Origin of the sequence: Corynebacterium sp. c25Ua_89, from assembly GCF_047459735.1 — a bacterium.
Taxonomy (GTDB): Bacteria; Actinomycetota; Actinomycetes; order Mycobacteriales; family Mycobacteriaceae; genus Corynebacterium; species Corynebacterium simulans.
Map to the genome: position 1 here is coordinate 122,072 of NZ_JASBOD010000004.1, position 22,602 is coordinate 144,673.

The window sequence follows — 22,602 nt, forward strand, 5'->3', positions numbered from 1 at the left end:
TATGTCACGAGCGCTTTACCAGGATATCGAGTTAAGTCCCGAACAGGTCGACCGAGTTCGGCAGTATATCGAAGACGTTGATTTTCATCTGCCAGGAGCTACGAGTCGAGACTTCAAGATTGCTTCGAAAGCACGTTACCTTGGGTACATGTTTCAGCAAGAGGATCTCGAAGCCTATGGCGTTGGTCTCCAGTGCACAGTATCGGGTCGTGAAGATGAGCGTACTTTTATTCGCATTTCGAGAGGTCAGCTTCTTGGAGTTCCAGGAACGCAACCACTTGCGGTGAACGAGCCTGTTCTGGCTCGCGAAGCCTTAACACTGAATCGCTTTTACGAAAAATCCGAACGACCATTGCGACATGGCGAGGAAACATACTCGTTAGACGAGGGTCTTCCGGGCGCAAATATGGATCTGGATTTGCTCGAGCAGCAATTGCGAGACATCGTTGCCTTTCATAACGGCGAGCCAGTGTATGGAAACCAAGAGATTCTCGATTTGCGCGTGTATTGGGGCACCCTGTTGGCAGGCCGTTATCCTCGGCTCTGTGTCCTCTCGGAACAGTTGAATGAACTGCAACGGAAGCGGTTGGATAACTTTGCGGCTGATGCAGAGTCTTACGCTACTGTCCTAGAAGACTTGGGCTTGGCGACCTTAAGTGATTTGGAGCGCCCTAAGCGAGAAGACGGCTAAAAGCAGACTGGCGCAAGTTGCGCGCGGCGGGTGACGGTGGCCCAGTCTTCGGGTTGCTCGGTGGGCCGGTATAGCCCTTCCCAAGAGGTAAAGGCCACGCCGCGGGCAGCCAGCTCGAGAGGTAGAAGGCGGCGGTCGCAGTGTGCGGCCAACTGGCTGAGCTCGCGGGCGGTGATGTCTGCCTCGCGGCCTTCGCCCACGCGCACGTTGCCGAAAAGGCGCAGGCGCGGGGCGGTACCGGCGGGGCAGGGGCTGGCGGCGGCCTCATGGCGGACACCGGCTAAGCCGGCGAAGTGACGGAGCAAACCGAAGGGGGCGGGCTTGGCGCAGACGAGGTCCACACACATGCCGGCGCCGATGAGCCTTTCAGCTGTGGATAGCGCCGCCGGGCCATCGCCGACAATTGCGACACGCTGCATGGAAACCTCCTTGGTTTATTGTTTATAGACCGTTTTGTCTAATAATCTAGTCTGACCTGTTCAGTTCTGGCAATTTTTATTCTTGCATTGCCCCAAGCTCATCGGCCTATTCGCGTGCTCAGCGCGCAATTTCTGCTGCACGAATGCGCCGCCTTGCCTAAAGTGAGTCGGCATGACCCAATCGTTAAACCTGCTGGACGGCGACAAGCCCTACCGCGATCCCAGCATTAGCCCGGAAGGCACGCGCGATACTGCGCCGCTCAACCAAGATATTGCCGCGAAAAACGAGAGCCTTGTCGATGAATGGGCGGACAAGCTCTATGCAGAATCCGCCGAAAACATCATGGCGTGGGCCGCAGAGCACGCGCCGGGCCGGCTGGCAGTGACGATGTCGATGGAAAACACGGTGCTGGCGGAGCTCGCGCACCGCGCACAGCTGGACGCAGACCTGCTCTTCATCGACACTGGCTGGCACTTCCCGGAGACGTTGGCTGTGGCCAACGAGGTTGAGGAGCGCTATGCGGATCTCCCCCTAGTCCGCGTGAAACCGCTGCTGAGCCCGGAGGAACAGGACGAAATCTATGGTCCGAGGCTCTATGCACGTGATACCAGCGCATATAACCGTATGCGCAAAGTGGAACCGCTGAACATGGCGATGGACCCATACGTTGGTTGGGTGACCGGTCTGCGCCGCGCGGATTCTGAACATCGCGCCACGGCCCCAGCGCTGAGCCTGGACCAGCACGGAAGGTTAAAGATTTCGCCGATGATTACCTGGGATTTGGAAGATACGGATCGCTATATTGCGGACAATGATCTGATTATCCATCCCTTGACGCTGAAAGGCTATCGCTCTATCGGCTGTGCGCCTTTGACCTTCCCGGTGGGTAAGGGCGAGGACGCTCGTTCCGGCAGGATTTTTGGAGACGGCAAGACAGAATGCGGGTTGCACGAATGACACAGAAAAACACACTTTCGCCCCACTTAAAGGACTTGGAAAATGAGTCCATCCACATCCTGCGCGAGGTAGCAGGCCAGTTCGATATGGTCGGCCTGCTTTTCTCCGGCGGCAAGGATTCCGTGGTGGTCTTCGAATTGGCGCGCCGTGCTTTTGCGCCGGCGGTGGTGCCTTTCGAGCTTTTGCACGTTGATACCGGGCATAACTTCCCAGAGGTCATCGAATTCCGTGACCGCTTGGTTGCTGAGACCGGTGCGCGCCTGCACGTGGCTAAGGTGCAAGATTGGATTGACCGCGGCGAGCTGCAGGAACGCCCTGATGGTACACGCAATCCGCTGCAGTCGGTGCCGTTGGTTGAAACCATCGCGCAGCGCCAGTACGACGCCGTGCTGGGCGGCGCCCGCCGCGACGAGGAGCGGGCGCGTGCGAAGGAACGCATCTTCTCCATCCGCGATTCCTTTGGCGGCTGGGATCCGCGCCGCCAGCGCCCAGAGCTGTGGGATCTCTACAACGGCGGCAAGATGGCGGGTGAGAACGTGCGCGTTTTCCCAATCTCCAACTGGACCGAGTCTGATATCTGGGAGTACATCGGCGCGCGCGAGCTGCAGCTTCCTTCCATCTATTACTCCCACGAACGCGAGCTGTTCAATCGCAATGGCATGTGGCTGTGCCCGGGCGAGTGGGGTGGCCCGCGCGAGGGCGAGGAGCTTAAAAAGAAGACCGTGCGTTATCGCACCGTGGGCGATATGTCCTGCACTGGCGCCGTTGAATCCACGGCCTCGACCCCGGAGGAAATCCTGGCGGAGATTTCCGTTTCTACCCTGTCCGAGCGCGGCGCGACCCGCGCGGATGACAAACTTTCTGAATCCGCCATGGAAGACCGCAAGAAGGAAGGCTACTTCTGATGACTAATTCTTCACTCGTCGAACGCCTTACCGCCCGCGAGACGCTGCGCCTGTGCACTGCGGGTTCTGTGGACGACGGTAAGTCCACCTTCGTTGGCCGCCTTCTTTATGACACCAAGTCTGTGCTGGCGGACCAGGTAGAATCCATGGAACGCTCCTCGGCGGACCGCGGTTTCGACGGCATGGATTTGAGCTTGCTTGTCGACGGCCTGCGTGCCGAGCGCGAGCAGGGCATCACGATCGATGTGGCTTACCGCTATTTTGCGACGGACAAGCGCACCTTCATCTTGGCGGATACCCCGGGCCATGTGCAGTACACGCGCAACACGGTCACCGGCATGTCCACCTCCCAGGCGGTGGTGCTGCTTATCGATGCCCGCCACGGCGTCGTCGAGCAGACGCGTCGCCACCTGAACGTGGCTGCGCTGCTGGGCGTGCACCACGTGATTCTTGCAGTCAACAAGATTGACCTGGTGGATTATGATGAGGCGACGTTCCGCGCCATTGAGGAGGACTTCCACTCCATCGCCAATCGCCTGGGCATCACCGACTCCACTGTCGTGCCCATCTCCGCGCTCAAGGGCGATAACGTTGTCGAGCCGTCCACCACTATGGACTGGTACACCGGTCCCACGGTGCTGGAGGTCCTTGAGTCCATCTCCGTCACCGGTGGCCGCGCGGAGGAGCTCGACTTCCGTTTCCCCATTCAGTACGTCATCCGCGAGCATGCCTCGGACTACCGCGGCTACGCGGGACGCATCAAGGCGGGCACGGTTGCGGTCGGTGACGAGGTGACCGCGCCGCATGGTCGGACGACAACGGTCACTCACATCGACACCACCGACGGGGAACTTGGCCCCGAGGAGCGCGCGACCGCCGGTGATTCGGTGGTGCTGCGTTTGGCCGATGAAATTGACCTAACTCGTGGCGACCTGCTGGCGGGTAGCGCCCGCCCGGCCGATGCCCGTGAGTTTGCTGCGACTGCGGTGGTGCTCACAGAAAAGGACATCACGCCGGGGCAGATGCTCAAGCTGCGCTATGGAACCTCGCTGGTCAAGGCCCGTGTGGCATCGGTAGACCGCATTCTGGACTTGGATGGTGTGGCTGACGATGAGGCGCCGGAGAAGGCGAGTCTCAACGATATCGCGTACATCACTGTGCAATCGCAGGCTGAGCTGCCTGTTGAGGACTACGCGGCGCGCGGCGCGGTGGGTAACTTCTTGCTCATCGACCAGGCCAATGGCAACACTCTGGCCGCGGGCTTCGTGGGCAAGCGCCTGCGCGGCTAAGGCTTCACTGGTGTAACGGTAGAATTCTTTAATGTGATTGATTACAGCGCCCGCATTCTGTTTGTTGCTGCCGTCGATAAAGAAGCAGCCGCTCTTCCGGAAGGCACGCCTTTACTCGTTACGGGGATTGGTACTCTGCCTGCGGCAATTTCGCTCACTGAGTACCTCACCGTCGCGCGTGAGGAGGGTACTTTGCCGGAGCGCGTGGTCAACATCGGCACGGTGGGCGCGCTGCGCGATGGGCTGGATGGAGTCTATGAGGTTGATCGCGTGGTCAAACACGACTTTCAGCTCAAAGTGTTAAGCGATATCTCCCGTTACCTGCTGCCTGCGGTTATTGAGCTTCCCACGAGCGGCAAGTTCCCGGCTCAGGGCCTGGCCACTGGTGACATGTTTGTTTCTGACACCGCTACTCGTGACCGCTTGGCTGTCGACTCTGGACTTTGTGACATGGAGGGCTACGCCATTGCCGCAGTGTGTCAGTGTTTCGGCGTACCAGTCACCCTGTTGAAGCAAGTATCTGACCCAGCCAACGAGTCCTCCGTTGGCGCCTGGGATGATGCGCTTCCCCGAGCTGCACATGAGCTAGCTGATGCTGTGCGGGAATTGGGCTTTCTACCGCGCTCCTAGCTCGGCGGATTTGGGGCCGGTGCAATTTGGCCCGGCCTTAGATGGCCCGGCCTTAGATGGTCCGACCCCAAATGGTGAGGAACAAATGGTGAGGTCACGCAACATGCGCCCCAGCAGGTAACTGTAGCCGCAGGAGTTGTGGGGCGACCTCACCATTTGGAGAGCGGGTCCGCGAGGAGGACTAAGCGGACGTCTTCGGCGCAATCATGTTGTAGAGCTCGCGGACCTTGGCGCGTGGGGAATCCGGGTCGAGCTTCTCCACGGAGCGGGCTGCGTCGAGCTCTGGGCTGCTGCCGGAAGCATCGATGTGGGCCTCGGAGTCTTCCTTCTGCTTCTGCAGGCGGGCCTTGCGTTTCGGCTTCGGGGCGCCGGTGACAATCTCCGCCTTGTTCGGGTCAACCTCACCAGCGCGAATGGCGGTAACCAGCGCCTGGTAACGGAAGGTGACGCCAATGGTCGCCGCTACCGGCACCGCGAGGAATGCGCCGATAATGCCAGCCAGCGCAGAGCCCACCGTGACAGACAGAAGGATGACCGCAGCGTGCAGGCCCATAGCCTTGGACTGCAGGATCGGCTGTAGGACATTGCCCTCAATCTGCTGGACTGCAACGACCACGAGCAGGGCAAGCAGTGCGGTTGTCAGGCCGTGGGAAACCAGGGCCACGATAACGGCGAGGGCACCGGCGGTAATCGCACCGACCAGCGGAATGAAGCTCGCGAAAAAAGTCACGACACCGATGACGAATGCCAGCGGTACCTGCAGGACCATGAGGCCGAGGCCGATGAGAACGGCATCGACAAGCGCGACGGTGGCCTGGGCCTGGATGTAGCCCGAGAGCGTCTTCCAAATGCGGTTGCACAGCTCAGTCATGTGCCAACCGGCTGGGAATCCGGTGTACTTGCGCATCCACGGTAGGAACTTCTCGCCTTCCTTAATAAAGAAGAAGGTCAGGAAGAGCATGATGACGATGGTCACCACGATGGAGCTGACCGTGGAGAAGCCGCTCATGACGCCGGTGGCGATGTGGGAGGCCTGGCCCTTAACCGCGTTGGTTACATCATCGATGAGTTGCTGAACCTTGGTCTCATCAATATCGACAGGGAGCTTCTCGCCGAGCTTGATGAGCTCATCGATGCCGCCTTGGGCCTGGTGGATTAGGTCCTGGCTCTGGTTTTTCACGGTCGGCGCCATTGCGGCGAAGATGCCGGTGACGATGGCGAAGAAGCCCAGCAGAGTCGTGGCAGCGGCCAGCGCGCCGGGGAAGCGCAGCTTCGTGCGCATCCAGGCGGTCACAGGGTAGAGGACCGTGGCGACCAAGATGGCCAGGATGACTGGCAGGAGGCCGGTCCACAGGAATTTCAGCAGGTAACCAGCAATGGCCGCAGCTGCGACGATGAGGATAAAGCGGCCCGAGGCCTTTGCCAGCGTGCGGAAATCTTTCGCCAAGACCTCCGTCTTCAGGTCCTCGCGAATCGGCTTCGGCGCATCGGATCCCACGCCCTCGGCGTCATTGCCGACGAGTGGCTGCGGTAGCCGGTGCTCGGCATTCTCGGCGCCCTGTGGGACTGCCACGGAGTCTTTTGCAGATGAGACAGATGTATCTTTGGAATTCACCTGACCTATCTTGCCATATAAAAACCTCTGCCCGTCTCCTAAAAGCGCAGGAGACGGGCGATTGCCACGCAGCCACGGTTAGCGGCTGGTGGCGGCTGGTGTCGGCTGGGCCGCTGGGTTAGCGTTCGATGCCGGCGACGGAGCGGATGATGCCGAAGCGGTGCATGGTCACCGATACGGCCTGCTCCAGGAGGTAAGGCAGCAGCTCACGACGGCCGTCGGCCAGAACTGGCTGGTCAAGAATGACGGAGTTGGACTCCACGGCTGCCTCGCGAGCGGTGTCCGCGACGGCGCCCAGCGTGCGTACCCGGGCAGACCCGGCGCGGGAGAGCTCGGATGCGAAGGCGGCATCGGAAAGCTGGCGCACCTCGATGCCCAGCACCGCGAGCTGCTCTGCGACGGCCGGGGTAGCGGAGAACTCCACCTTGGTTCCGGTGACTGCGGCAGCGAGCGCCTGGCGGATGACGTCGCGCAGTGCGAAGCCTTCGCCGATGCGCACGTGCAGCTTGTCCAGCAGCGGCACGTAGCGGAAGATGTTCGCCTCCGAAATCAGGCCGGTTCGGTCATGGTCGCGGCCGAATTCTTCCATCCAGGCCAGCTGGTCGAGCTCGGCGGCGCGCCAGAGCCATTCGACGTCGGCGTCGGAAAGCGCGGCGCGGCTTGCCAGGTTACGCAGCTCGTTGGCCACCGCCGCTGGGATGTCGACCTCGCGCGGGCGCAGCTCGCCGTCTGCCCAGGTGCCCATCTGCGGCACGTAGTTCGGGCCGCCTGCCTTGGCGCCTGGGCCCATGACGGACTTCTTCCAGCCGCCGAAGGACTGACGCTGGACAATGGCGCCGGTGATGCCGCGGTTGACGTAGGCGTTGCCGACCTCGACGTTGTCGATCCAATACTGGATCTCATCGTCGTCGAGGGAGTGGATGCCGCCGGTCAGACCGTAGCCGGTGGAGTTCTGCCACTCGATGGCTTGCTCGAGGGTTTCGGCGTGCATGATGCCGAGCACTGGGCCGAAGCACTCGTTGAGGTGGAACCAGGAGCCCGGCTTCACACCATCGCGGATGCCTGGGGACCACAGGGTGCCTTCCTCATTGAGCTTTTCCGGCTTGAGCAGCCAGCTCTCGCCCGGCTCCAGCTGGGTAAGGCCGCGCAGCAGCTTCTCGCTTGGTGCCTCGGCCAGGCCGTTCATGGTGGTGGTGATGTCATAGCCTGGGCCTACCTTGAGGGTGCGCACGGCGTCGAGAAGCTGGCCGCGCAGACGCTCGGAGGTACCAGCTGCACCGACGAAGATGACCAGGGAGGAAGCGGAGCACTTCTGACCAGAGTGGCCGAATGCGGAGAGATAAAGATCCGCAATAGCCAGGTCAGGGTCCGCAGCCGGGGTGATGATGAGCGCGTTTTTGCCGGAGGTCTCCGCCATGAGGTTCATCTCTGGACGCCAGGAGCGGAAGAGCTTGCCGGTATCGGACGCGCCGGTCAGGATGACAGCATCGACATCCGCGTGGGAGATGAGAGCCTTGCCTGCTTCGCCCTCATCGGTGAGCACGAGCTGGACGAGGTTGCGGTCGAGGCCGTGCTCCTCCAACGCGGCGTGTACGCACTCGACTGCCACCTTGGCGCAGTGGACAACCTGTGGCGCCGGCTTGATGATGACGGCGGAACCCGCAGCTAGGGCGGAGAGCATGCCGCCTACCGGAATGGCAATGGGGAAGTTCCACGGTGGGGTGACCACGGTGACGCGGTTCGGGGTGAACTTCGAGCGTGCTTCATCGAGCAGGCGAGCAGAGTGTGCGTAGTAGACGGCGAAGTCGATGGCCTCAGAGATTTCTGGGTCGGTCTGCGTGATGGTCTTGTTTGCCTCGTAGGCTGCGACGTTGATGAGGCGGGAGCGGTTATCCGCCAGCTTGTTTGCCACGGTCTCGAGGACGGCAGCGCGCTCTGCGCCGGACTTAGAGTTCCATGCGTCGGCAAGCGAAGAAGCGGTAGCTACGGCAGCGTTGACGGCCTCCGGATCGGTGACCTCGTCGATGCCGTGGTGGCCTGGGTCCTGGCTCAGCAGCTTATGCGCCCACTCGCGGTTGGCTTCCAGGGCTGGGTCGGTGTCTGGCTCGTTGGTGAAGCGGCCACCGCGTGGGGCCTGGCGGCCTTCACCCGCAGCCTCTTCCTCGATGCGGTTCTGGGTGCGCTCTGGGCCGGCGAAGGTCTCCCAGCGGTTTTCTACTGCCGCACGGAAGTGAGCTTCCTGCTGCTCAATCGGGGTGCCAGCACGCTTGTTGCCATGGGAATCGCGCTCCGGTTCATCCGGCGCGAACAGCGCGTAGAGGAAGTTCTGGCTGGCGGAGTTCTCCTCCAAGCGGCGGACTAGGTAAGACACGGCGACGTCGAAGTCCTCCGCGTGGACGACCGGGGTGTAGAGGATCTGGCGCCCCTCGTAGACCTCGCGGACTGCAGCCTGTTGTGCCGGGGACATGCCCTGCAGCATCTCGGAGTCGAGCATGTGCAGAACGCCGCGGGCGTTGCCGAGCTCGTAGCCCAAAGCGGCGGTGAACAGGTTGTGGGTAGCAACGCCGACGCGTACGGAGTCGGCGAACTCTTCGCGCACGATGTAATCCAGCAGGCGGTAGTAGTTCGCATCCACGTCTGCCTTGTCGGTGTAGGTAGCAACCGGCCAGCCATGGACCTCACCCTGTACGTGCTCCATGGATAGGTTCGCGCCCTTCACGATGCGGACCTTGACCTTGGCGCCGCCGGCTGCCACGCGCTCCTTGGCATACTCCGCGACTTCCTGCAGGGCCTCGAAGGTATCTGGCAGGTAAGCCTGCAAGACGATGCCAGCTTCCAGGTTCTTGAACTCCGGCTCGGAGAGCAGCTCCTTGAACAGGCGGATTGTCAGGTGAAGGTCGTGGTACTCCTCCATATCCAGGTTGATGAATACGTTAGGAGAGCGCTTGACGGCCTCCTCATACAGAGGGCGCAGGCGCTCCTTCAGGCGCTCGACGGAACCATCGATGTCCCATGGGTTGAGCTGGGCCACCATGGAAGAAGCCTTGACGGAAACGTAGGTGACCTTTGGGTTCTTGATCAGGTCGAGCGTGCGCTTTGCGCGGGAGCGGGCCTCGTCCTCGCCTAGAACTGCCTCGCCCAGCAGGTTGAGGTTGAGGTGCTCACCGGATTCGGCTGCCTTATCCAGCATCTTGTCCAAGGACTCGGACTCAGCGTCCAAAACGAGGTGGCCTACCACCTGGCGCATGCGCAGGCGTGCCAGCGGCATGACCAGGTTCGGCAAAATGGGGCCAAAGAAACCACCCATGCCAACCAGGGTGCCGTTGATAAGGCCTAGGAAGGCTGGGTCGAATCGCTGGGTGATCTTCTTCAGTGCGTTGGCTGCGACCTTATCGTCTTCCGGGCGCATGACTCGGTCGACGAAGTCCATGGTGAATGCGACGCCTTCAGAGTCGCGGAGCAGCTGGGCCAGCTGCTCGGTTCCCTTATCCTGTTCGCCTTCGCTGGCACGCAGCCAGGAATGGGCGCGGGTAACGGCCGCGTCGACGCAGGCCTCGACGTCGCCGGATTCAGGAAGACGGGTGTGTGCAGAAGTTGTCATAAGCAGTGTGTACCTCAGGTGAATACCTGGCGCTTCCACGCGCTTTTCAATAGATCGGTGCTTTTTAAAGACAGGTGTGCAAAAGCTATCTGCGCGAGGAAAGCGTCCAGAGCCGGTTTGATTACTTAATTTCAAGAAGTTGAAAGGCGGTCTCTAGCGCAGCGTCTGCGCGCAATGCACCGGTGGGCGGTCACCCTGGCGACGGGTACGAGAATGATTCGAATTCATCGCAACCGTCCTTTCCAAATGTTTCCGCACCAATTGCCCTTCCACTCCGCCAGCGCCTTTAAAATCCTCGCCATTAACTGCGAAAATTCGCGTATTCGGGTAGGCGAGAACTTAAGAGGAAAGGGAGTGTGAAGGAGTCAGCTTAGTGAGATGGATTAAATTAAGTGCGAACTTGTGATCAGTATCGCTAATCGAAAATTAGCGGTCGAAAGGCGGGTTGGTCAAGGGGTGGGGAGTAAGGGGGTAGAGGAATCTTTTCCGCCTAAAGTCCAAATAGATTTTGGGACGTTCAACTGGGGAAATGTAGAAAATTTCAAAAAAGTTGAGCGAAGTGGGAACAACTTTGGGTTGAGTGTGGTTGAAGAGGTTGAGTGGATCGCGCTCAGGTTCTTGTCACAAACTCTGAAATTTCTGTTAGAGTGACGCAAGAGCCAACGAGAAGTTGAGCCACCTGAAATCAACTTAAAGCTAAAGACAGTCTTCTAAGACAAGCAAGGAGAAAATTCATGGGACGCGCAGTAGGCATTGACCTCGGTACCACCAACTCGGTTGTTTCCGTTCTGGAAGGTGGCGAGGCTACCGTCATCGCTAACTCTGAGGGTGCACGTACCACCCCATCCGTCGTTGCTTTTGCCAAGAACGGCGAAATCCTGGTCGGCCAGTCCGCTAAGAACCAGGCGGTCACCAACGTTGACCGCACCATCCGCTCCGTCAAGCGCCACATCGGCACCGACTGGACCATCGACATCGATGACAAGAAGTACACCCCGCAGGAGATCTCTGCTCGCACCTTGATGAAGCTCAAGCGCGACGCAGAGGCATACCTCGGTGAGGATGTTACCGACGCAGTTATTACCGTCCCGGCATACTTCGAGGACTCCCAGCGTCAGGCCACCAAGGAAGCTGGCCAGATTGCAGGCCTGAACGTCCTGCGTATCGTCAACGAGCCAACCGCGGCTGCATTGGCATACGGCCTGGAAAAGGGCGAGCAGGAGCAGACCATCTTGGTCTTCGACCTGGGCGGCGGCACCTTCGACGTTTCCCTGCTGGAAATCGGCGACGGCGTCGTTGAGGTTATGGCAACCGCTGGTGACAACCAGCTCGGTGGCGATGACTGGGATCAGCGCATCGTTGACTGGCTCGTTGAGAAGTTCAAGTCCGCTAACGGCATCGACCTGACCAAGGACAAGATGGCCCTGCAGCGTCTGCGCGAGGCCGCTGAGAAAGCAAAGATCGAGCTGTCTTCCTCCCAGTCCGCAAACATCAACCTGCCGTACATCACCGTTGACTCCGAGAAGAACCCGCTCTTCCTGGATGAGACCCTGTCCCGTACCGAGTTCCAGAAGATCACCCAGGATCTGCTGGACCGCACCAAGGCTCCGTTCAACCAGGTCATCAAGGACGCAGGCCTGTCCCTGTCCGAGGTAGACCACGTCGTTCTCGTCGGCGGTTCTACCCGTATGCCGGCTGTTTCCGAGCTAGTCAAGGAACTGACCGGCCGCGAGCCAAACAAGGGCGTTAACCCGGACGAGGTCGTTGCAGTCGGCGCTGCTCTGCAGGCAGGCGTTCTGCGCGGCGAGGTTAAGGACGTGCTGCTTCTCGACGTCACCCCACTGTCCCTCGGCATCGAAACCAAGGGCGGCGTGATGACCAAGCTCATCGAGCGCAACACCACCATTCCGACCAAGAAGTCCGAGACCTTCACCACCGCGGAAGACAACCAGCCTTCCGTTCAAATCCAGGTCTTCCAGGGCGAGCGCGAGATGGCTTCCGCTAACAAGCTGCTCGGCTCCTTCGAGCTCGGCGGCATCGCTCCGGCACCGCGTGGCGTCCCACAGATCGAGGTCACCTTCGACATCGACGCCAACGGCATCGTCTCCGTTTCTGCTAAGGACAAGGGCACCGGCAAGGAAAACACCATCAAGATTCAGGATGGTTCCGGCCTGTCCCAGGAAGAGATCGACCGCATGGTCAAGGACGCTGAGGCACACGCCGAAGAGGATAAGAAGCGCCGCGAGGAGCAGGAGCTGCGCAACCAGGCAGAGTCCACCTCCTACCAGACCCGCAAGTTCCTGGATGAGAACTCCGACAAGGTTTCCGAGGACGTTAAGACCCAGGTCACCGAGGCTGCCGACGCCGTCGATGAGGCTCTGAAGGGCGATGACATCGAGGCAATTAAGTCCGCAGTTGAGAAGCTGGGCACCGTCTCCCAGGAGATGGGCAAGCAGATCTACGAGGCACAGGCTGCTGAGGCCGGTGCTGAGGGCGCCGCAGCTGGTGCCGAGTCCGACCCAAACGTTGTTGACGCAGAGGTAGTCGACGAAGACGAGACCAAGGATGGCGACAAGTAATGACTCAGAACAGCGGAATGCCGCAAAACCCAGGCGACCCGGACAACACTGATCCAGAGGTAACCTCGGCGGACCGCGCTGAGGCAGCTGCCGCGGAAGCGCAAGAGGCTCAGGCTGCACAGGACGCGCAGGCTGACTCCGCCGAAGAGGCAGAACTTGATCCAACTTTGGATGCGGATCTGGAAGCCGCGCTTGCCGACGTCTCCGCAGAAGACGCAGCCGACCAGGCTGAGGCAGCAGCCGACGCTGCCGCTGACCAGGACAACTCCCTGGAGGCGCAGCTGGCTGAGCGCACCGAGGATCTGCAGCGTCTGAATGCGGAGTACACCAACTACCGCCGCCGCACCGAGCGCGAGCGCCAGGCTGTCATCGAGGCTTCCAAGGCCAAGGTCCTGGCAGAATTCCTGCCTATCCTTGATGACCTAGAGCTCGCACGTCAGCACGGCGACCTCGAGGAGGGCCCACTGAAGGCTATTGCCGACAAGCTCTCCGGCGTGCTGGAGAAAAACCAGCTGCAGCCATTCGGCGAAGAAGGCGACGCCTTCGACCCAGAAGTCCATGAGGCTGTGCAGGATCTCTCCAGCGGTGGCGAGCAGGTAGTCGGCACCGTTCTACGCCGTGGCTACAAGGTGGGCGAGAAGCTGGTGCGCACCGCGATGGTAATCATCGCCGATGCACCGGACGCCTCCACGGAGGCCGGCGAGGGCAGTGCTGAATCTGCCGGTTCGGAATCTGCTTCCGAATAATGCGAGGTGGCGTCAGGGCTTAAACGAACAAATGCCTTGGCGCCATTTCACTGTTTAGTGAACTTAGAACAAATCTTATTTAGTTTTATTTTGTCCCCAATAGCCGCCAAAGCTGGCGGTTTCAAGGAAGGAGGGGATGCCCAGTGAGCGCCAAACCCGAATGGGCAGACAAGGATTATTATGCGGATCTGGGGGTCTCCTCGTCCGCTACGCCAGAAGAAATCAAGCGCAGCTACCGCAAGCTAGCGCGCGAGAACCACCCCGATACCAACCCGGATAACCCCGCGGCAGCCGATAAGTTTAAGCGCGCTGCCGAAGCCTATGATGTGCTTTCCGACGCCACGATGCGTAAGGAATACGACCAGTTCAAGGCCATGCTGCGCAACGGCGGTGGGTTTGGACGGATGGGAGGCGCCGGGTTCCCCGGCGGGTTTCGATCTTCGCACATGGGTCAAGGATCTGCGGAAGAATTCGACCTCTCCGACCTCTTCGGAGGAAGAACGCCTGGAGGAGCGGCTCAAGGCGGCGGTTTTGGGGATATCTTCGGTAGCGTTTTCAACCGCGGCGGTAGTGCTGGCCACACAGCTCGGCCGTCGCGGGGGGCCGACGTCGAAACGGAAATAACCCTCGAATTCCGGGAGGCTGCCACCGGCACCACCATCCCGCTGCAGCTAACTGGCGACGCCCCCTGCACCACGTGCCATGGCTCCGGTTCCAAGTCAGGTAAGAGGAGCTCCTGCAAGAACTGTAAGGGCACTGGCTTTACCTCTGAGAACCGCGGAACCTTCGGCTTCTCCGCGCCGTGCACTGAGTGTGGCGGCACCGGTCAGAAGATTGAGGATCCATGCGCGGACTGCAATGGTTCCGGCACCGTGCACCGCACGCGCTCTATCACCGTGCGTATTCCGGCAGGCGTCATCGACGGCCAGAAAGTGCGCTTGGCCGGTCAGGGCGAGGCAGGCCCCAATGGCACGCCGGCGGGAGATCTTTTCGTCGCGGTGAAGGTAAAGTCGGACAAGATTTTCACCCGTGAGGGTGACGATCTGCATGTTACAGTGCCGGTTTCCTTCGCGGAATTGGCGTTGGGTGACACCATTACTGTGCCAACCCTGGATTCGCCGGTGCGCGTGAAGGTGCCGGCGGGCACTCCCGATGGCCGTACGCTGCGCGTGCGCAATCGCGGCATCGAGAAGCGCGGCGGCAAGGCCGGCGACCTTCTGGTTACCGTGCAGGTCACCGTCCCGGCCCACCTTGATGGCGCCGCCACCAGTGCGCTGCGCACTTACGCGCAGGCGGAGCGCGACTCTGGCTTCGACCCGCGCGCGGGCTGGGAAGGCAACGTCGCCCATGGAAGCGCCGCAGGTAGCGCATAACAGGAAGGTGCAACGATGAGCAAGGAAAATCAGGCAGGGGCCAACGCGGTCTATGTCATCTCCGTTGCCGCTGAGCTGTCCGGAATGCACGCGCAGACCCTGCGCACCTACGATCGCATCGGCTTGGTCTCGCCCGCCCGTACTCAGGGCGGCGGGCGCCGCTACTCCGACCGTGACATCGAGTTGCTGCGCAAGATCCAGACTTTGTCACACGACGAAGGCGTTAACCTCGCTGGAATCAAGTCCATCATTGAGCTGACCGAGGAGCGCGACCAGCTAGAGGCCGAGCGCGATGCATTGCTCGCTGAGGTTCAGCAGCTGCGCGAACGAGTTGGTGAACGCCAGCCGCGCGGCGAGCTCGTGCACGTGCCGCGCTCGACGTCGGTGGTCATGTGGACCCCACGCCGCAGCCGCCGGCGCGGCGAAGCCGGCCACGAAGGCTAGCTTTTAGCCTTCACAATCTTTCCGAGACCCCGCAGAAATGCGGGGTCTTTGAAGTATGAGATGTGGTCTCCTGGCAGGCGGTTTGCGCCTGGTAGTGGGGAAGCCCCAAAGTTGGGCGTGCTCGGATCCGGGCCGTGAATGCCACCGCGCGGGCCGGTAACCACGCCGATGGGATCGTGCGCATTCGTCGCGGCCCAGCTGCGCGCCTGAATGTCATTGGCGCTTTCGGCGGTGGTGCCAGGGCTGCCCACGAAGACCACGTCTTCGGCCACGCCGGGCGCCTTTGCGGCTTTTCCTGCCACGACGGAACCATAGGAATAACCCACCACTATCCGCTGTGAGCGGGAAAAGCGTTTGCCCAATGAGCGCTGAAAGCGGCGTAGGTCCTGCGCGCCACGTGTCGCCGGGGAATCGTGGCCTGCCTGTGCGAGGCTGTCTGGTGCGCGGTAGCCAATCCAGGCCACCGCGGGACCGCCCGTTGCACGCGCTACTGCCCGCGCACGATCGACGCTGCTTTGCCAACCGGACGGATCCGAAGAATGCACCCCGGAGACCACCGTGGAAATGCTCGCCGCGGAAGTGCCCAGCTGGCCAGGATCGACCAGTGCTGCAACGCGACCGGGCCCGGCTTCAAGCAGCTGCACGTCCGGATTGCTCTCCGCTAGCGCGACGGCCTCTGGCGGGGCGGTGCTCATAAGCATCTGGTGGATGGCCTCGATGGGTAACTCCTCGTAATCCTCCAGATAGCCGCCGCCGGTGGGCAGCTCTGGTGTGCACAGCGCATCTATTTCTCGGGCGCATGCCCAATCCAGGCCGTCGCCCAAAGCATCGAGCGCATTCAGCATCGCGCCTATCTGGCTGCTCCACGGTTCTATCTCATCCATCCGTGCTAGCAGGCGGGTGGTCTCGGCGCGCAATTGTTCGACCCGAGCCAGGATGGGCGCATAGGCGCGAAGAGTCTCTGCTGCAGCCTCCATGCTCTTAGCGGGTAGTTCGAGTTGTTCCGTGGTGTTTGTCAGCTGGGTCCGCGCGGCGTCGGCAAAAGTGCCACTAATTTCTAGGTCATGCCAACTATTGTGTAGGTCTTGTTTGAAAACGTGCAGGTTAGCAGCGCCAGACTGCATTACTTGGGAGGCTAAATAAAGGCTTAGCGCGCGTCTCACGGCAGCCCTCCGTCCAGCTTGTTGGCCAGGGAGGCATCGATTTTTCTGCTGTGCCCGATGAACTCATCGAGGTCCTGGAGCATGGCGTCGTGTTGCTTAGCGTTAGCGGCAAGCTGACCGTCCCAGTGTTTTGCCACGCGCGCTAGGGCGCTGGCCGTGCGCGGATACTCAGGCGGCGGTGGGGTAATGAAGCGGTGCCTTTGGCCCATGTGGGAGCGGATGGTGTTGCGTGCGTTGTCAGCGATGTAGAAATCCATGCCTCAAGCTTTGCGGGCTAAGTCCGGTAATTTCTAGACCCACTTTCTGATTAGGGCGAAATCTGTGGATAACTCATCGCGACTCAGCTAGTTTGGGGTGTCATGTTGGTAGCAGCAGTGCAAATTTTGACCGGCGGTAACCTCGAGGAGAACCTTGAACTGGCCGTGGAGAAGATCCGTGAAGCCGCTGAGAATGGTGCGCAACTGATCGTGTTGCCTGAGGCCACGTCCCAGGCCTTCGGGGCTGGCCGCTTAGACGAGCAGGCCCAGGGCCTTGATGGTTCTTTCGCCACCACCATCCGTGCGGTAGCGCAGCAGCTGGGGGTCACCGTCGTGCTTGGCATGTTCAGCCTAGCGGACACCGTTGAGCGTGATGGCAAGACCATCAACCGCGTGAGCAACACCGCGCTCATCGCGGGCCCGGACGTTCTTGGCGGTTACGACAAAATCCACACTTATGACGCCTTCAATTACAAGGAATCCGACACCGTGCGCGCGGGTGAGGCGCTCGTGGCTTTCGACGTCGCGGGCATTACCGTTGGCGTGGCCACCTGTTATGACATCCGCTTCCCAGAGCAGTTCAAGGAGCTGGCTCGCCAGGGCACGCAGGTAATCGTCGTGCCTACTAGCTGGGCTGACGGTCCCGGCAAGCTGGAGCAGTGGCGTCTGCTTACCGCGGCGCGTGCCCTAGACTCCACCTCTTATATCGTGGCTGCGGGCCAAGCCCGCCCAGGCGGCGCGGAGATGGCTGGCCAAGACTCTGGTCCCACCGGCATTGGCCATTCAGTAGTTGTAGCCCCCGATGGCACCCGCGTAGTCGAGGCCGGCTACGAGCCGGAGATCATCTACGCTGAGATCGACTCCGACCTCGTTGCCCAGACCCGCAAATCGCTGCCGGTCCTCGAGGCTTAAGTTTGCATCCACTCCGACTTCTTCCAGGCCGCCCACGCATCCCAGTCTTCCCAGCCGTCTAGGTCTGCGGCGGATGCTGCCCACTCGTGGCCGCGCTGCCAGGATTGGGCGTGGATATTGCCAGCTGGGATGCCGGCCGCCAGGAGGGATTCGCGTGCCACCTCGACTCGGTCGGCAGGGCCTACCAAGATGAAGCGCTTGTCCTTGGCCGCGTCCTTCTCGTGGCGTAGTACCACGGTGATGGGGTCTTGGGATTCGCCGGCGGATTCAGATGCGAAACCCTCTGCCTGCGGCTGCGCGCCGAGCAGCCAGGGATCCCGCTCGCTGCGGGAGATGTAATGAAACGAAAGCTCAGGCAAGAGGGCCTGGAGATTGGCCTGGAAGTGGGTGTCGTAGTGCTCGCCAGGGGAAGAAGCCACGCTGTAGACGCTAAGGTTCTTCGGCACTTCGCCAGCAGCCAAGCAATCTAGGAGAGCGGCGCGGGCGCCCGCCCATCCCGTGCCGAAACTTATGAGCGCGGTGGCCTTGCCATCGTGCAGGCTCGGAAAGTTTCCGGCAGGGTTACCCAGGGTCCACCAATCGCCGGGCTTTGCCTTGGCCAACATGGAGGAGGCGTCGCCAGCCAGCGCAATGTGGAAGAGCAGCTGGCCCGTAGTGTCCGCCGGATGCGCCGGGGTCAGCATGCGCCAGGTGCCGGGCAGCAGCTGCGAGGTGACGGGAAAATGCTGGCCCGCCTCGTATTCGATGGGCGCGCCGGATTCCAGCCGCACCACCGCAGTGTTGCGGTTGGGGTGTTCTACGGCGACTACCTGCGCGCTGTGGGCTGGGGCGATGCCGGCGATGTCGGCAGCATGCGCCGCCTGTGCCATCGTGGTGCACACAGTGTGAATGGCGCGCTTTGCCACCACTAGCTGGTGCTGAGTCAGTCCCAACGCGGTAAACCCCTCGTTCAGGGAGGCCTCGAACTTGGGATAAATCTCTGTGGGGAAGCCGTGGCGGCGGTGCTCCTTGCCCAGCTCGCGGACGCGCTCGATGGTCTCTTCTGGGAGGAAGCCGGCGTCGTCAGCTGCGTCTAATATCCACGCCACTGCAGGCGCCAGCGCCGGGTGGGTATCGCGCATGGATAGAGCGAAGATTTGGCGCGACTCCGCGACGGTGGCAAAGAAGTGCTGATGCACCGCATCGCGGTAATCGTCAGCGTGCCTGCGGATGTGTTCGCCCAATTCCTTCATGCTGGCCCATCCTACTTGCCCGCGGCCGCGGGCGATCTGGTTTAGGGAAGCCGCTTCGAGGTGGCTTCTCCGTATGATGAGCGCATGGAGGTCGCACTACCGCACGAAGTTCGCCGAGCGGGCCGTTCGTATCTGGACGCCGCCGATCGGCTGCTGCCTGGAGCGATCACGGGTGTCGTGGTGGGCGGTTCTGTTGCGCTGGGTGCGTATCGCCCGAAGGCCAGCGACATCGACCTGATCGCCACGCTTGATGACGCCTGGCGGGAGCGCTCCGACCTGATCCCACGCCTGCGCGCTCTGCACCTCTCCCAGCTCCCGCGGCTGCTCGGGCGAGCTGTTCGAGGAATGGGCATCAGCGCGTGCTGCAACACCTCGTTCGTGTGGGACTCGGAGATCACGCGCCCTGTGACACAGATCGAGCCGATCGCTTCCCACGTGGGCGAGATCTTCAACCCCAGGGGCGCGTTCGATGTGAATCCCGTGATCTGGCACGAGCTCGAGCACGGCGGCATCGCGCTACGGGGAGGGGACGTCTCGACCTGGGGCCTAGACCCGCAGCCCGACGAGCTCCGGCCATGGACCCTGAACAACCTGCTGGGGTACTGGAAGCCGCTGATGCTGCGCACCGAGAGAGGGCGTGGAGCCCTCGGAGCCGGGAGGGTTCAATGGCGGCTCCTCGGACCTGCGCGGATGCACGCGACGCTCACGACGGGTGAGGTCATCAGCAAGCAGGAGGCCGGAGCGCGTGCTCTCGGATTGTTCCCTCATCACGCACCGATCCTCGGCGTAGCACTTGCTCATCTCAGCGGAGAGAATGCTCCAAGCGCTCCACCGAAAAGCGAATGGCGACGACTGACTGCCGTCTGCATGCGCGAGATCATCTCCAGGTCGGAGCAGCTTCCGAGCTGAACTTGACGCCACCTTCGGCCTGTTTCTGGCGCTAACTCGCGACGGGCTGGTGGAGCTGGGGATTGAGCCGGAAGGCCAGGTGGCCTACGTCTGGAACCTCGCACGATTGTGCGGTTTCCCTTTTCTATGCGGTGCCTAAGTGCTCAGCGAAGCGATTAAACGGCAAGGAAAACTTGAGTCTGCTACGCTCAGGCAGGGAAGAAAAGAAAATTTGAAGTTGAGTGGAACAAACTCAACTTTGGATGCGTTGTTGTAAATATCAGGCAATAAACCTTCTAATAAACAACTTCCAAGGAGGAAGCAATGAGTGCTTTCAACCCCACCACCAAGACCCAAGAGGCCTTACAGCAGGCGCTGCAGACCGCCTCTTCCAACGGCAATCCGGACATTCGCCCGGCGCACCTACTAGCGGCCATCCTTAGCCAAGAAGACGGCATCGCCGCACCGGTCCTCAAGGCCACCGGCGTCGATCCGGAAACCGTGCTCAAGGAGGCGCGCGCACTTGTGGATTCCTATCCCAAGGCTGAGGGCTCTGGGATGGCGAACCCGAACTTTAACCGCGACGGTCTCAACGTCTTGACCCGCGCGCAGGAGCTGGCGGGCGAATTGGGCGATGAGTACGTCTCCACCGAGGTTCTTCTCGCTGCTATCGCCGGCTCTAAGACTGACGCCGCCGAGCTGCTTACCGGCCGCGGCGCTACCTTTGATGCGCTGAAGGGCGCTTTCCCTTCGGTGCGCGGGGCCGCGAAGGTCACCTCTGAGAACCCAGAGGAGCAGTTCCAGGCGCTGGAGAAGTACGCCACCGACCTAACCGCCCGTGCGCGGGAGGGCAAGATTGACCCGGTTATCGGCCGCGACCAGGAAATTCGCCGCGTCGTGCAGGTGCTTTCCCGCCGCACAAAGAACAACCCAGTCCTTATCGGTGAGCCGGGCGTGGGCAAGACCGCCATCGTGGAGGGCCTGGCTCGCCGCATCGTGGCAGGCGACGTCCCGGAGTCCCTCAAGGGCAAGACCTTGCTGAGCCTCGACTTGGGCTCCATGGTCGCCGGCGCGAAGTACCGGGGCGAGTTCGAGGAGCGCTTGAAGGCAGTGCTGGATGAGATCAAGGCCTCGGAAGGCCAGATCATCACCTTCATCGACGAGCTGCACACCATCGTCGGCGCGGGCGCCACGGGCGAGGGTTCCATGGACGCTGGCAACATGATTAAGCCGATGCTGGCCCGCGGTGAGCTGCGCCTGGTGGGCGCTACCACCTTGGACGAGTACCGCAAGTACATCGAGAAGGACGCCGCTTTGGAGCGCCGCTTCCAGCAGGTCTATGCGGCTGAGCCCTCTGTTGAAGATACCGTGGGCATCCTGCGTGGCCTGAAGGAGCGCTACGAGGTCCACCACGGTGTGCGCATCATGGACTCCGCGCTGGTTTCTGCAGCTGAGCTGTCTAATCGCTACATCACCAATCGCTTCCTGCCAGACAAGGCAATCGACTTGGTCGACGAGGCTGGTTCCCGCCTGCGCATGGAGATTGACTCCTCCCCGCAGGAGATTGACGAGCTGGAGCGCGTCGTGCGCCGCATGGAGATCGAGGAGCTGGCGCTGAAGAAGGAAAAGGACGCCGCCAGCCAGGACCGTCTGAGCAAGCTGCAGCAGGAGCTTGCCGACGAACGCGAAAAGCTCGGGGAGCTCAAGGCTCGCTGGGCCAACGAGAAGAAGGCTATCGATGAAGTCCAGCACGCCAAGGAGGAGTTGGAGGATCTGAAGCGCCAGGCCGAGATTGCCGAGCGCGACGGTGACTACGAGAAGACTTCCGAGCTGCGTTATGGTCGCATTCCCGAGTTGGAGAAGCAGCTTGCCGACGCCGAGGTGCGCGCCAACGCACAGTCCAACACCATGCTGGTAGAGGAGGTCACCCCAGACACCATCGCTGAGGTGGTTTCCGCGTGGACCGGCATTCCGGCCGGCAAGATGCTGCAGGGTGAGACCCAGAAGCTGCTCAACATGGAGGCCGAGCTAGGCCGCCGCGTGGTGGGTCAGAAAGAAGCGGTCAAGGCCGTCTCCGATGCCGTGCGTCGCGCCCGTGCGGGCGTTGCGGACCCGGATCGTCCGACCGGCTCCTTCCTCTTCCTTGGGCCTACGGGCGTGGGTAAGACGGAGCTGGCCAAGGCTCTGGCGGACTTCCTCTTCGACGATGAGTCCGCGATGGTGCGCATCGACATGTCTGAGTACGGGGAGAAGCACTCCGTGGCTCGCCTCGTCGGTGCCCCTCCGGGATACGTTGGCTACGATGCCGGCGGCCAGCTCACGGAGGCCGTGCGTCGCCGCCCGTACACGCTCGTGCTTTTCGACGAAGTGGAAAAGGCGCACCAGGACGTCTTCGACGTTCTGCTGCAGGTCCTCGATGAGGGCCGCCTGACCGACGGCCAGGGCCGCACCGTGGACTTCCGCAATACGGTCATCATCTTGACCTCGAACCTCGGTGCTGGTGGCACCAAGGAGGAGGTCATGGAGGCCGTCAAGCGCAACTTCAAGCCGGAGTTCATTAACCGTCTCGATGACGTCGTGATGTTCGAGTCCCTGTCCTCTGAGCTGCTGGCCGGCATCGTCGACATCCAGCTCGATGCTCTGGCATCGAGGTTGCAAGGGCGCCGCCTGAACCTGCAGGTTTCCGACGCCGCGAAGCTCTGGCTCGCCGAGCGCGGCTATGACCCTGCTTACGGCGCCCGCCCGCTCCGCCGCTTGGTGCAGCAGGCTATCGGCGACCAACTCGCCCGCCAGCTGCTGGCAGGCGAGGTCATGGACGGCGACACCGTCCAAGTCGACGTCGCTGACGGCGGCGAGCACCTGGAACTCAATAGCAAGCGCAGCTAGCTTGCGTAAGAAGC

General features: G+C 61.4%; 18 protein-coding genes. 12 read left to right on the forward strand and 6 right to left on the reverse strand.

Annotation, left to right across the window (positions count from 1 at the left end):
- The first annotated feature begins 1 nt into the window (after nt 1).
- A complete protein-coding gene (locus QKB66_RS07825) occupies nt 2–691 on the forward strand; it encodes a hypothetical protein (RefSeq protein WP_166683721.1) in 690 nt (229 codons plus the stop codon).
- Here QKB66_RS07825 and QKB66_RS07830 read toward each other — a convergent pair.
- Nucleotides 688–1,110, reverse strand: coding sequence for a methylenetetrahydrofolate--tRNA-(uracil-5-)-methyltransferase (locus tag QKB66_RS07830; protein ID WP_311518074.1), 423 nt, complete (start codon nt 1,108–1,110; stop codon nt 688–690). The genes QKB66_RS07825 and QKB66_RS07830 overlap by 4 nt on opposite strands.
- A 172-nt stretch (nt 1,111–1,282) precedes the next feature.
- Here QKB66_RS07830 and QKB66_RS07835 point away from each other — a divergent pair, with 172 nt between their 5' ends.
- The 4 genes from QKB66_RS07835 to QKB66_RS07850 are packed head-to-tail and all read left to right on the forward strand — an operon-like array spanning nt 1,283 to nt 4,892.
- On the forward strand, nt 1,283–2,068 hold the full coding sequence (locus tag QKB66_RS07835) for a phosphoadenylyl-sulfate reductase (protein WP_248093033.1): 786 nt from the start codon (nt 1,283–1,285) through the stop codon (nt 2,066–2,068).
- Nucleotides 2,065–2,973, forward strand: a complete 909-nt coding sequence (cysD, locus tag QKB66_RS07840) for a sulfate adenylyltransferase subunit CysD (RefSeq protein WP_248093034.1) — start codon at nt 2,065–2,067, stop codon at nt 2,971–2,973. Before QKB66_RS07835 ends, cysD begins: the two co-directional genes overlap by 4 nt.
- On the forward strand, nt 2,973–4,262 hold the full coding sequence (locus QKB66_RS07845) for a sulfate adenylyltransferase subunit 1 (protein ID WP_248093035.1): 1,290 nt from the start codon (nt 2,973–2,975) through the stop codon (nt 4,260–4,262). Before cysD ends, QKB66_RS07845 begins: the two co-directional genes overlap by 1 nt.
- A 33-nt stretch (nt 4,263–4,295) precedes the next feature.
- Nucleotides 4,296–4,892, forward strand: a complete 597-nt coding sequence (locus QKB66_RS07850; protein ID WP_414253050.1) for a nucleosidase — start codon at nt 4,296–4,298, stop codon at nt 4,890–4,892.
- Nucleotides 4,893–5,073: 181 nt separating this feature from the next.
- Here QKB66_RS07850 and QKB66_RS07855 read toward each other — a convergent pair whose 3' ends face one another.
- Complete coding sequence (locus QKB66_RS07855) at nt 5,074–6,507, reverse strand: AI-2E family transporter (RefSeq protein ID WP_248093036.1); 1,434 nt, start codon at nt 6,505–6,507, stop codon at nt 5,074–5,076.
- Nucleotides 6,508–6,625: 118 nt separating this feature from the next.
- Entirely contained in the window at nt 6,626–10,108 is a 3,483-nt protein-coding gene (locus tag QKB66_RS07860; protein ID WP_414253051.1) for a proline dehydrogenase family protein, read from the reverse strand.
- Between the two features lie 734 nt (nt 10,109–10,842).
- Here QKB66_RS07860 and dnaK point away from each other — a divergent pair.
- The 4 genes from dnaK to QKB66_RS07880 all read left to right on the forward strand — a co-directional run bounded on the left by dnaK (nt 10,843) and on the right by QKB66_RS07880 (nt 15,250).
- Nucleotides 10,843–12,687 (forward strand): molecular chaperone DnaK, encoded by a 1,845-nt coding sequence (gene dnaK / locus QKB66_RS07865; RefSeq protein ID WP_062036964.1) that lies wholly within the window; start codon nt 10,843–10,845, stop codon nt 12,685–12,687.
- On the forward strand, nt 12,687–13,433 hold the full coding sequence (grpE, locus tag QKB66_RS07870) for a nucleotide exchange factor GrpE (RefSeq protein ID WP_414253052.1): 747 nt from the start codon (nt 12,687–12,689) through the stop codon (nt 13,431–13,433). The genes dnaK and grpE overlap by 1 nt, the downstream gene beginning before the upstream one ends.
- A 143-nt stretch (nt 13,434–13,576) precedes the next feature.
- Nucleotides 13,577–14,806 (forward strand): molecular chaperone DnaJ, encoded by a 1,230-nt coding sequence (gene dnaJ / locus QKB66_RS07875; RefSeq protein ID WP_248093039.1) that lies wholly within the window; start codon nt 13,577–13,579, stop codon nt 14,804–14,806.
- Nucleotides 14,807–14,821: 15 nt separating this feature from the next.
- Complete coding sequence (locus QKB66_RS07880; RefSeq protein WP_061924927.1) at nt 14,822–15,250, forward strand: heat shock protein transcriptional repressor HspR; 429 nt, start codon at nt 14,822–14,824, stop codon at nt 15,248–15,250.
- Here the strand turns inward: QKB66_RS07880 and QKB66_RS07885 are convergent.
- Together QKB66_RS07885 and QKB66_RS07890 are read right to left on the reverse strand one after the other, a co-directional pair.
- On the reverse strand, nt 15,247–16,374 hold the full coding sequence (locus QKB66_RS07885) for an alpha/beta hydrolase (protein WP_311518506.1): 1,128 nt from the start codon (nt 16,372–16,374) through the stop codon (nt 15,247–15,249). The genes QKB66_RS07880 and QKB66_RS07885 overlap by 4 nt on opposite strands.
- Before the next feature lie 35 nt (nt 16,375–16,409).
- Nucleotides 16,410–16,670 carry a hypothetical protein gene (locus tag QKB66_RS07890; protein WP_248093041.1) on the reverse strand — a complete coding sequence of 87 codons (261 nt, stop codon included), beginning with the start codon at nt 16,668–16,670 and terminating at the stop codon, nt 16,410–16,412.
- Between the two features lie 102 nt (nt 16,671–16,772).
- Here QKB66_RS07890 and QKB66_RS07895 point away from each other — a divergent pair, with 102 nt between their 5' ends.
- Complete coding sequence (locus tag QKB66_RS07895) at nt 16,773–17,582, forward strand: carbon-nitrogen hydrolase family protein (protein WP_248093042.1); 810 nt, start codon at nt 16,773–16,775, stop codon at nt 17,580–17,582.
- Here the strand turns inward: QKB66_RS07895 and QKB66_RS07900 are convergent.
- Nucleotides 17,579–18,814, reverse strand: a complete 1,236-nt coding sequence (locus tag QKB66_RS07900; protein WP_248093043.1) for an FAD-binding oxidoreductase — start codon at nt 18,812–18,814, stop codon at nt 17,579–17,581. The two genes, QKB66_RS07895 and QKB66_RS07900, sit on opposite strands and share 4 nt — an antisense overlap.
- A gap of 84 nt (nt 18,815–18,898) precedes the next feature.
- On the opposite strand from QKB66_RS07900, the gene QKB66_RS07905 reads away from it, so the two are divergent.
- Nucleotides 18,899–19,723: an aminoglycoside adenylyltransferase domain-containing protein gene (locus QKB66_RS07905; RefSeq protein WP_062036985.1), complete on the forward strand. Its 825-nt coding sequence runs from the start codon at nt 18,899–18,901 to the stop codon at nt 19,721–19,723.
- A gap of 303 nt (nt 19,724–20,026) precedes the next feature.
- On the forward strand, nt 20,027–22,588 hold the full coding sequence (gene clpB, locus QKB66_RS07910; protein WP_070731681.1) for an ATP-dependent chaperone ClpB: 2,562 nt from the start codon (nt 20,027–20,029) through the stop codon (nt 22,586–22,588).
- Nucleotides 22,589–22,602 lie beyond the last annotated feature (14 nt).

What these genes read in the sequence shown, in the direction of transcription:
- QKB66_RS07825 (WP_166683721.1), top strand. Translation starts at nt 2, where the DNA reads ATGTCACGAGCGCTTTACCAGGATATCGAGTTAAGTCCCGAACAGGTC.
- QKB66_RS07830 (WP_311518074.1), bottom strand. Translation starts at nt 1,110, where the DNA reads ATGCAGCGTGTCGCAATTGTCGGCGATGGCCCGGCGGCGCTATCCACA.
- QKB66_RS07835 (WP_248093033.1), top strand. Translation starts at nt 1,283, where the DNA reads ATGACCCAATCGTTAAACCTGCTGGACGGCGACAAGCCCTACCGCGAT.
- cysD (WP_248093034.1), top strand. Translation starts at nt 2,065, where the DNA reads ATGACACAGAAAAACACACTTTCGCCCCACTTAAAGGACTTGGAAAAT.
- QKB66_RS07845 (WP_248093035.1), top strand. Translation starts at nt 2,973, where the DNA reads ATGACTAATTCTTCACTCGTCGAACGCCTTACCGCCCGCGAGACGCTG.
- QKB66_RS07860 (WP_414253051.1), bottom strand. Translation starts at nt 10,108, where the DNA reads ATGACAACTTCTGCACACACCCGTCTTCCTGAATCCGGCGACGTCGAG.
- dnaK (WP_062036964.1), top strand. Translation starts at nt 10,843, where the DNA reads ATGGGACGCGCAGTAGGCATTGACCTCGGTACCACCAACTCGGTTGTT.
- grpE (WP_414253052.1), top strand. Translation starts at nt 12,687, where the DNA reads ATGACTCAGAACAGCGGAATGCCGCAAAACCCAGGCGACCCGGACAAC.
- QKB66_RS07880 (WP_061924927.1), top strand. Translation starts at nt 14,822, where the DNA reads ATGAGCAAGGAAAATCAGGCAGGGGCCAACGCGGTCTATGTCATCTCC.
- QKB66_RS07885 (WP_311518506.1), bottom strand. Translation starts at nt 16,374, where the DNA reads ATGCAGTCTGGCGCTGCTAACCTGCACGTTTTCAAACAAGACCTACAC.
- QKB66_RS07890 (WP_248093041.1), bottom strand. Translation starts at nt 16,670, where the DNA reads ATGGATTTCTACATCGCTGACAACGCACGCAACACCATCCGCTCCCAC.
- QKB66_RS07895 (WP_248093042.1), top strand. Translation starts at nt 16,773, where the DNA reads ATGTTGGTAGCAGCAGTGCAAATTTTGACCGGCGGTAACCTCGAGGAG.
- QKB66_RS07900 (WP_248093043.1), bottom strand. Translation starts at nt 18,814, where the DNA reads ATGAAGGAATTGGGCGAACACATCCGCAGGCACGCTGACGATTACCGC.
- QKB66_RS07905 (WP_062036985.1), top strand. Translation starts at nt 18,899, where the DNA reads ATGGAGGTCGCACTACCGCACGAAGTTCGCCGAGCGGGCCGTTCGTAT.
- clpB (WP_070731681.1), top strand. Translation starts at nt 20,027, where the DNA reads ATGAGTGCTTTCAACCCCACCACCAAGACCCAAGAGGCCTTACAGCAG.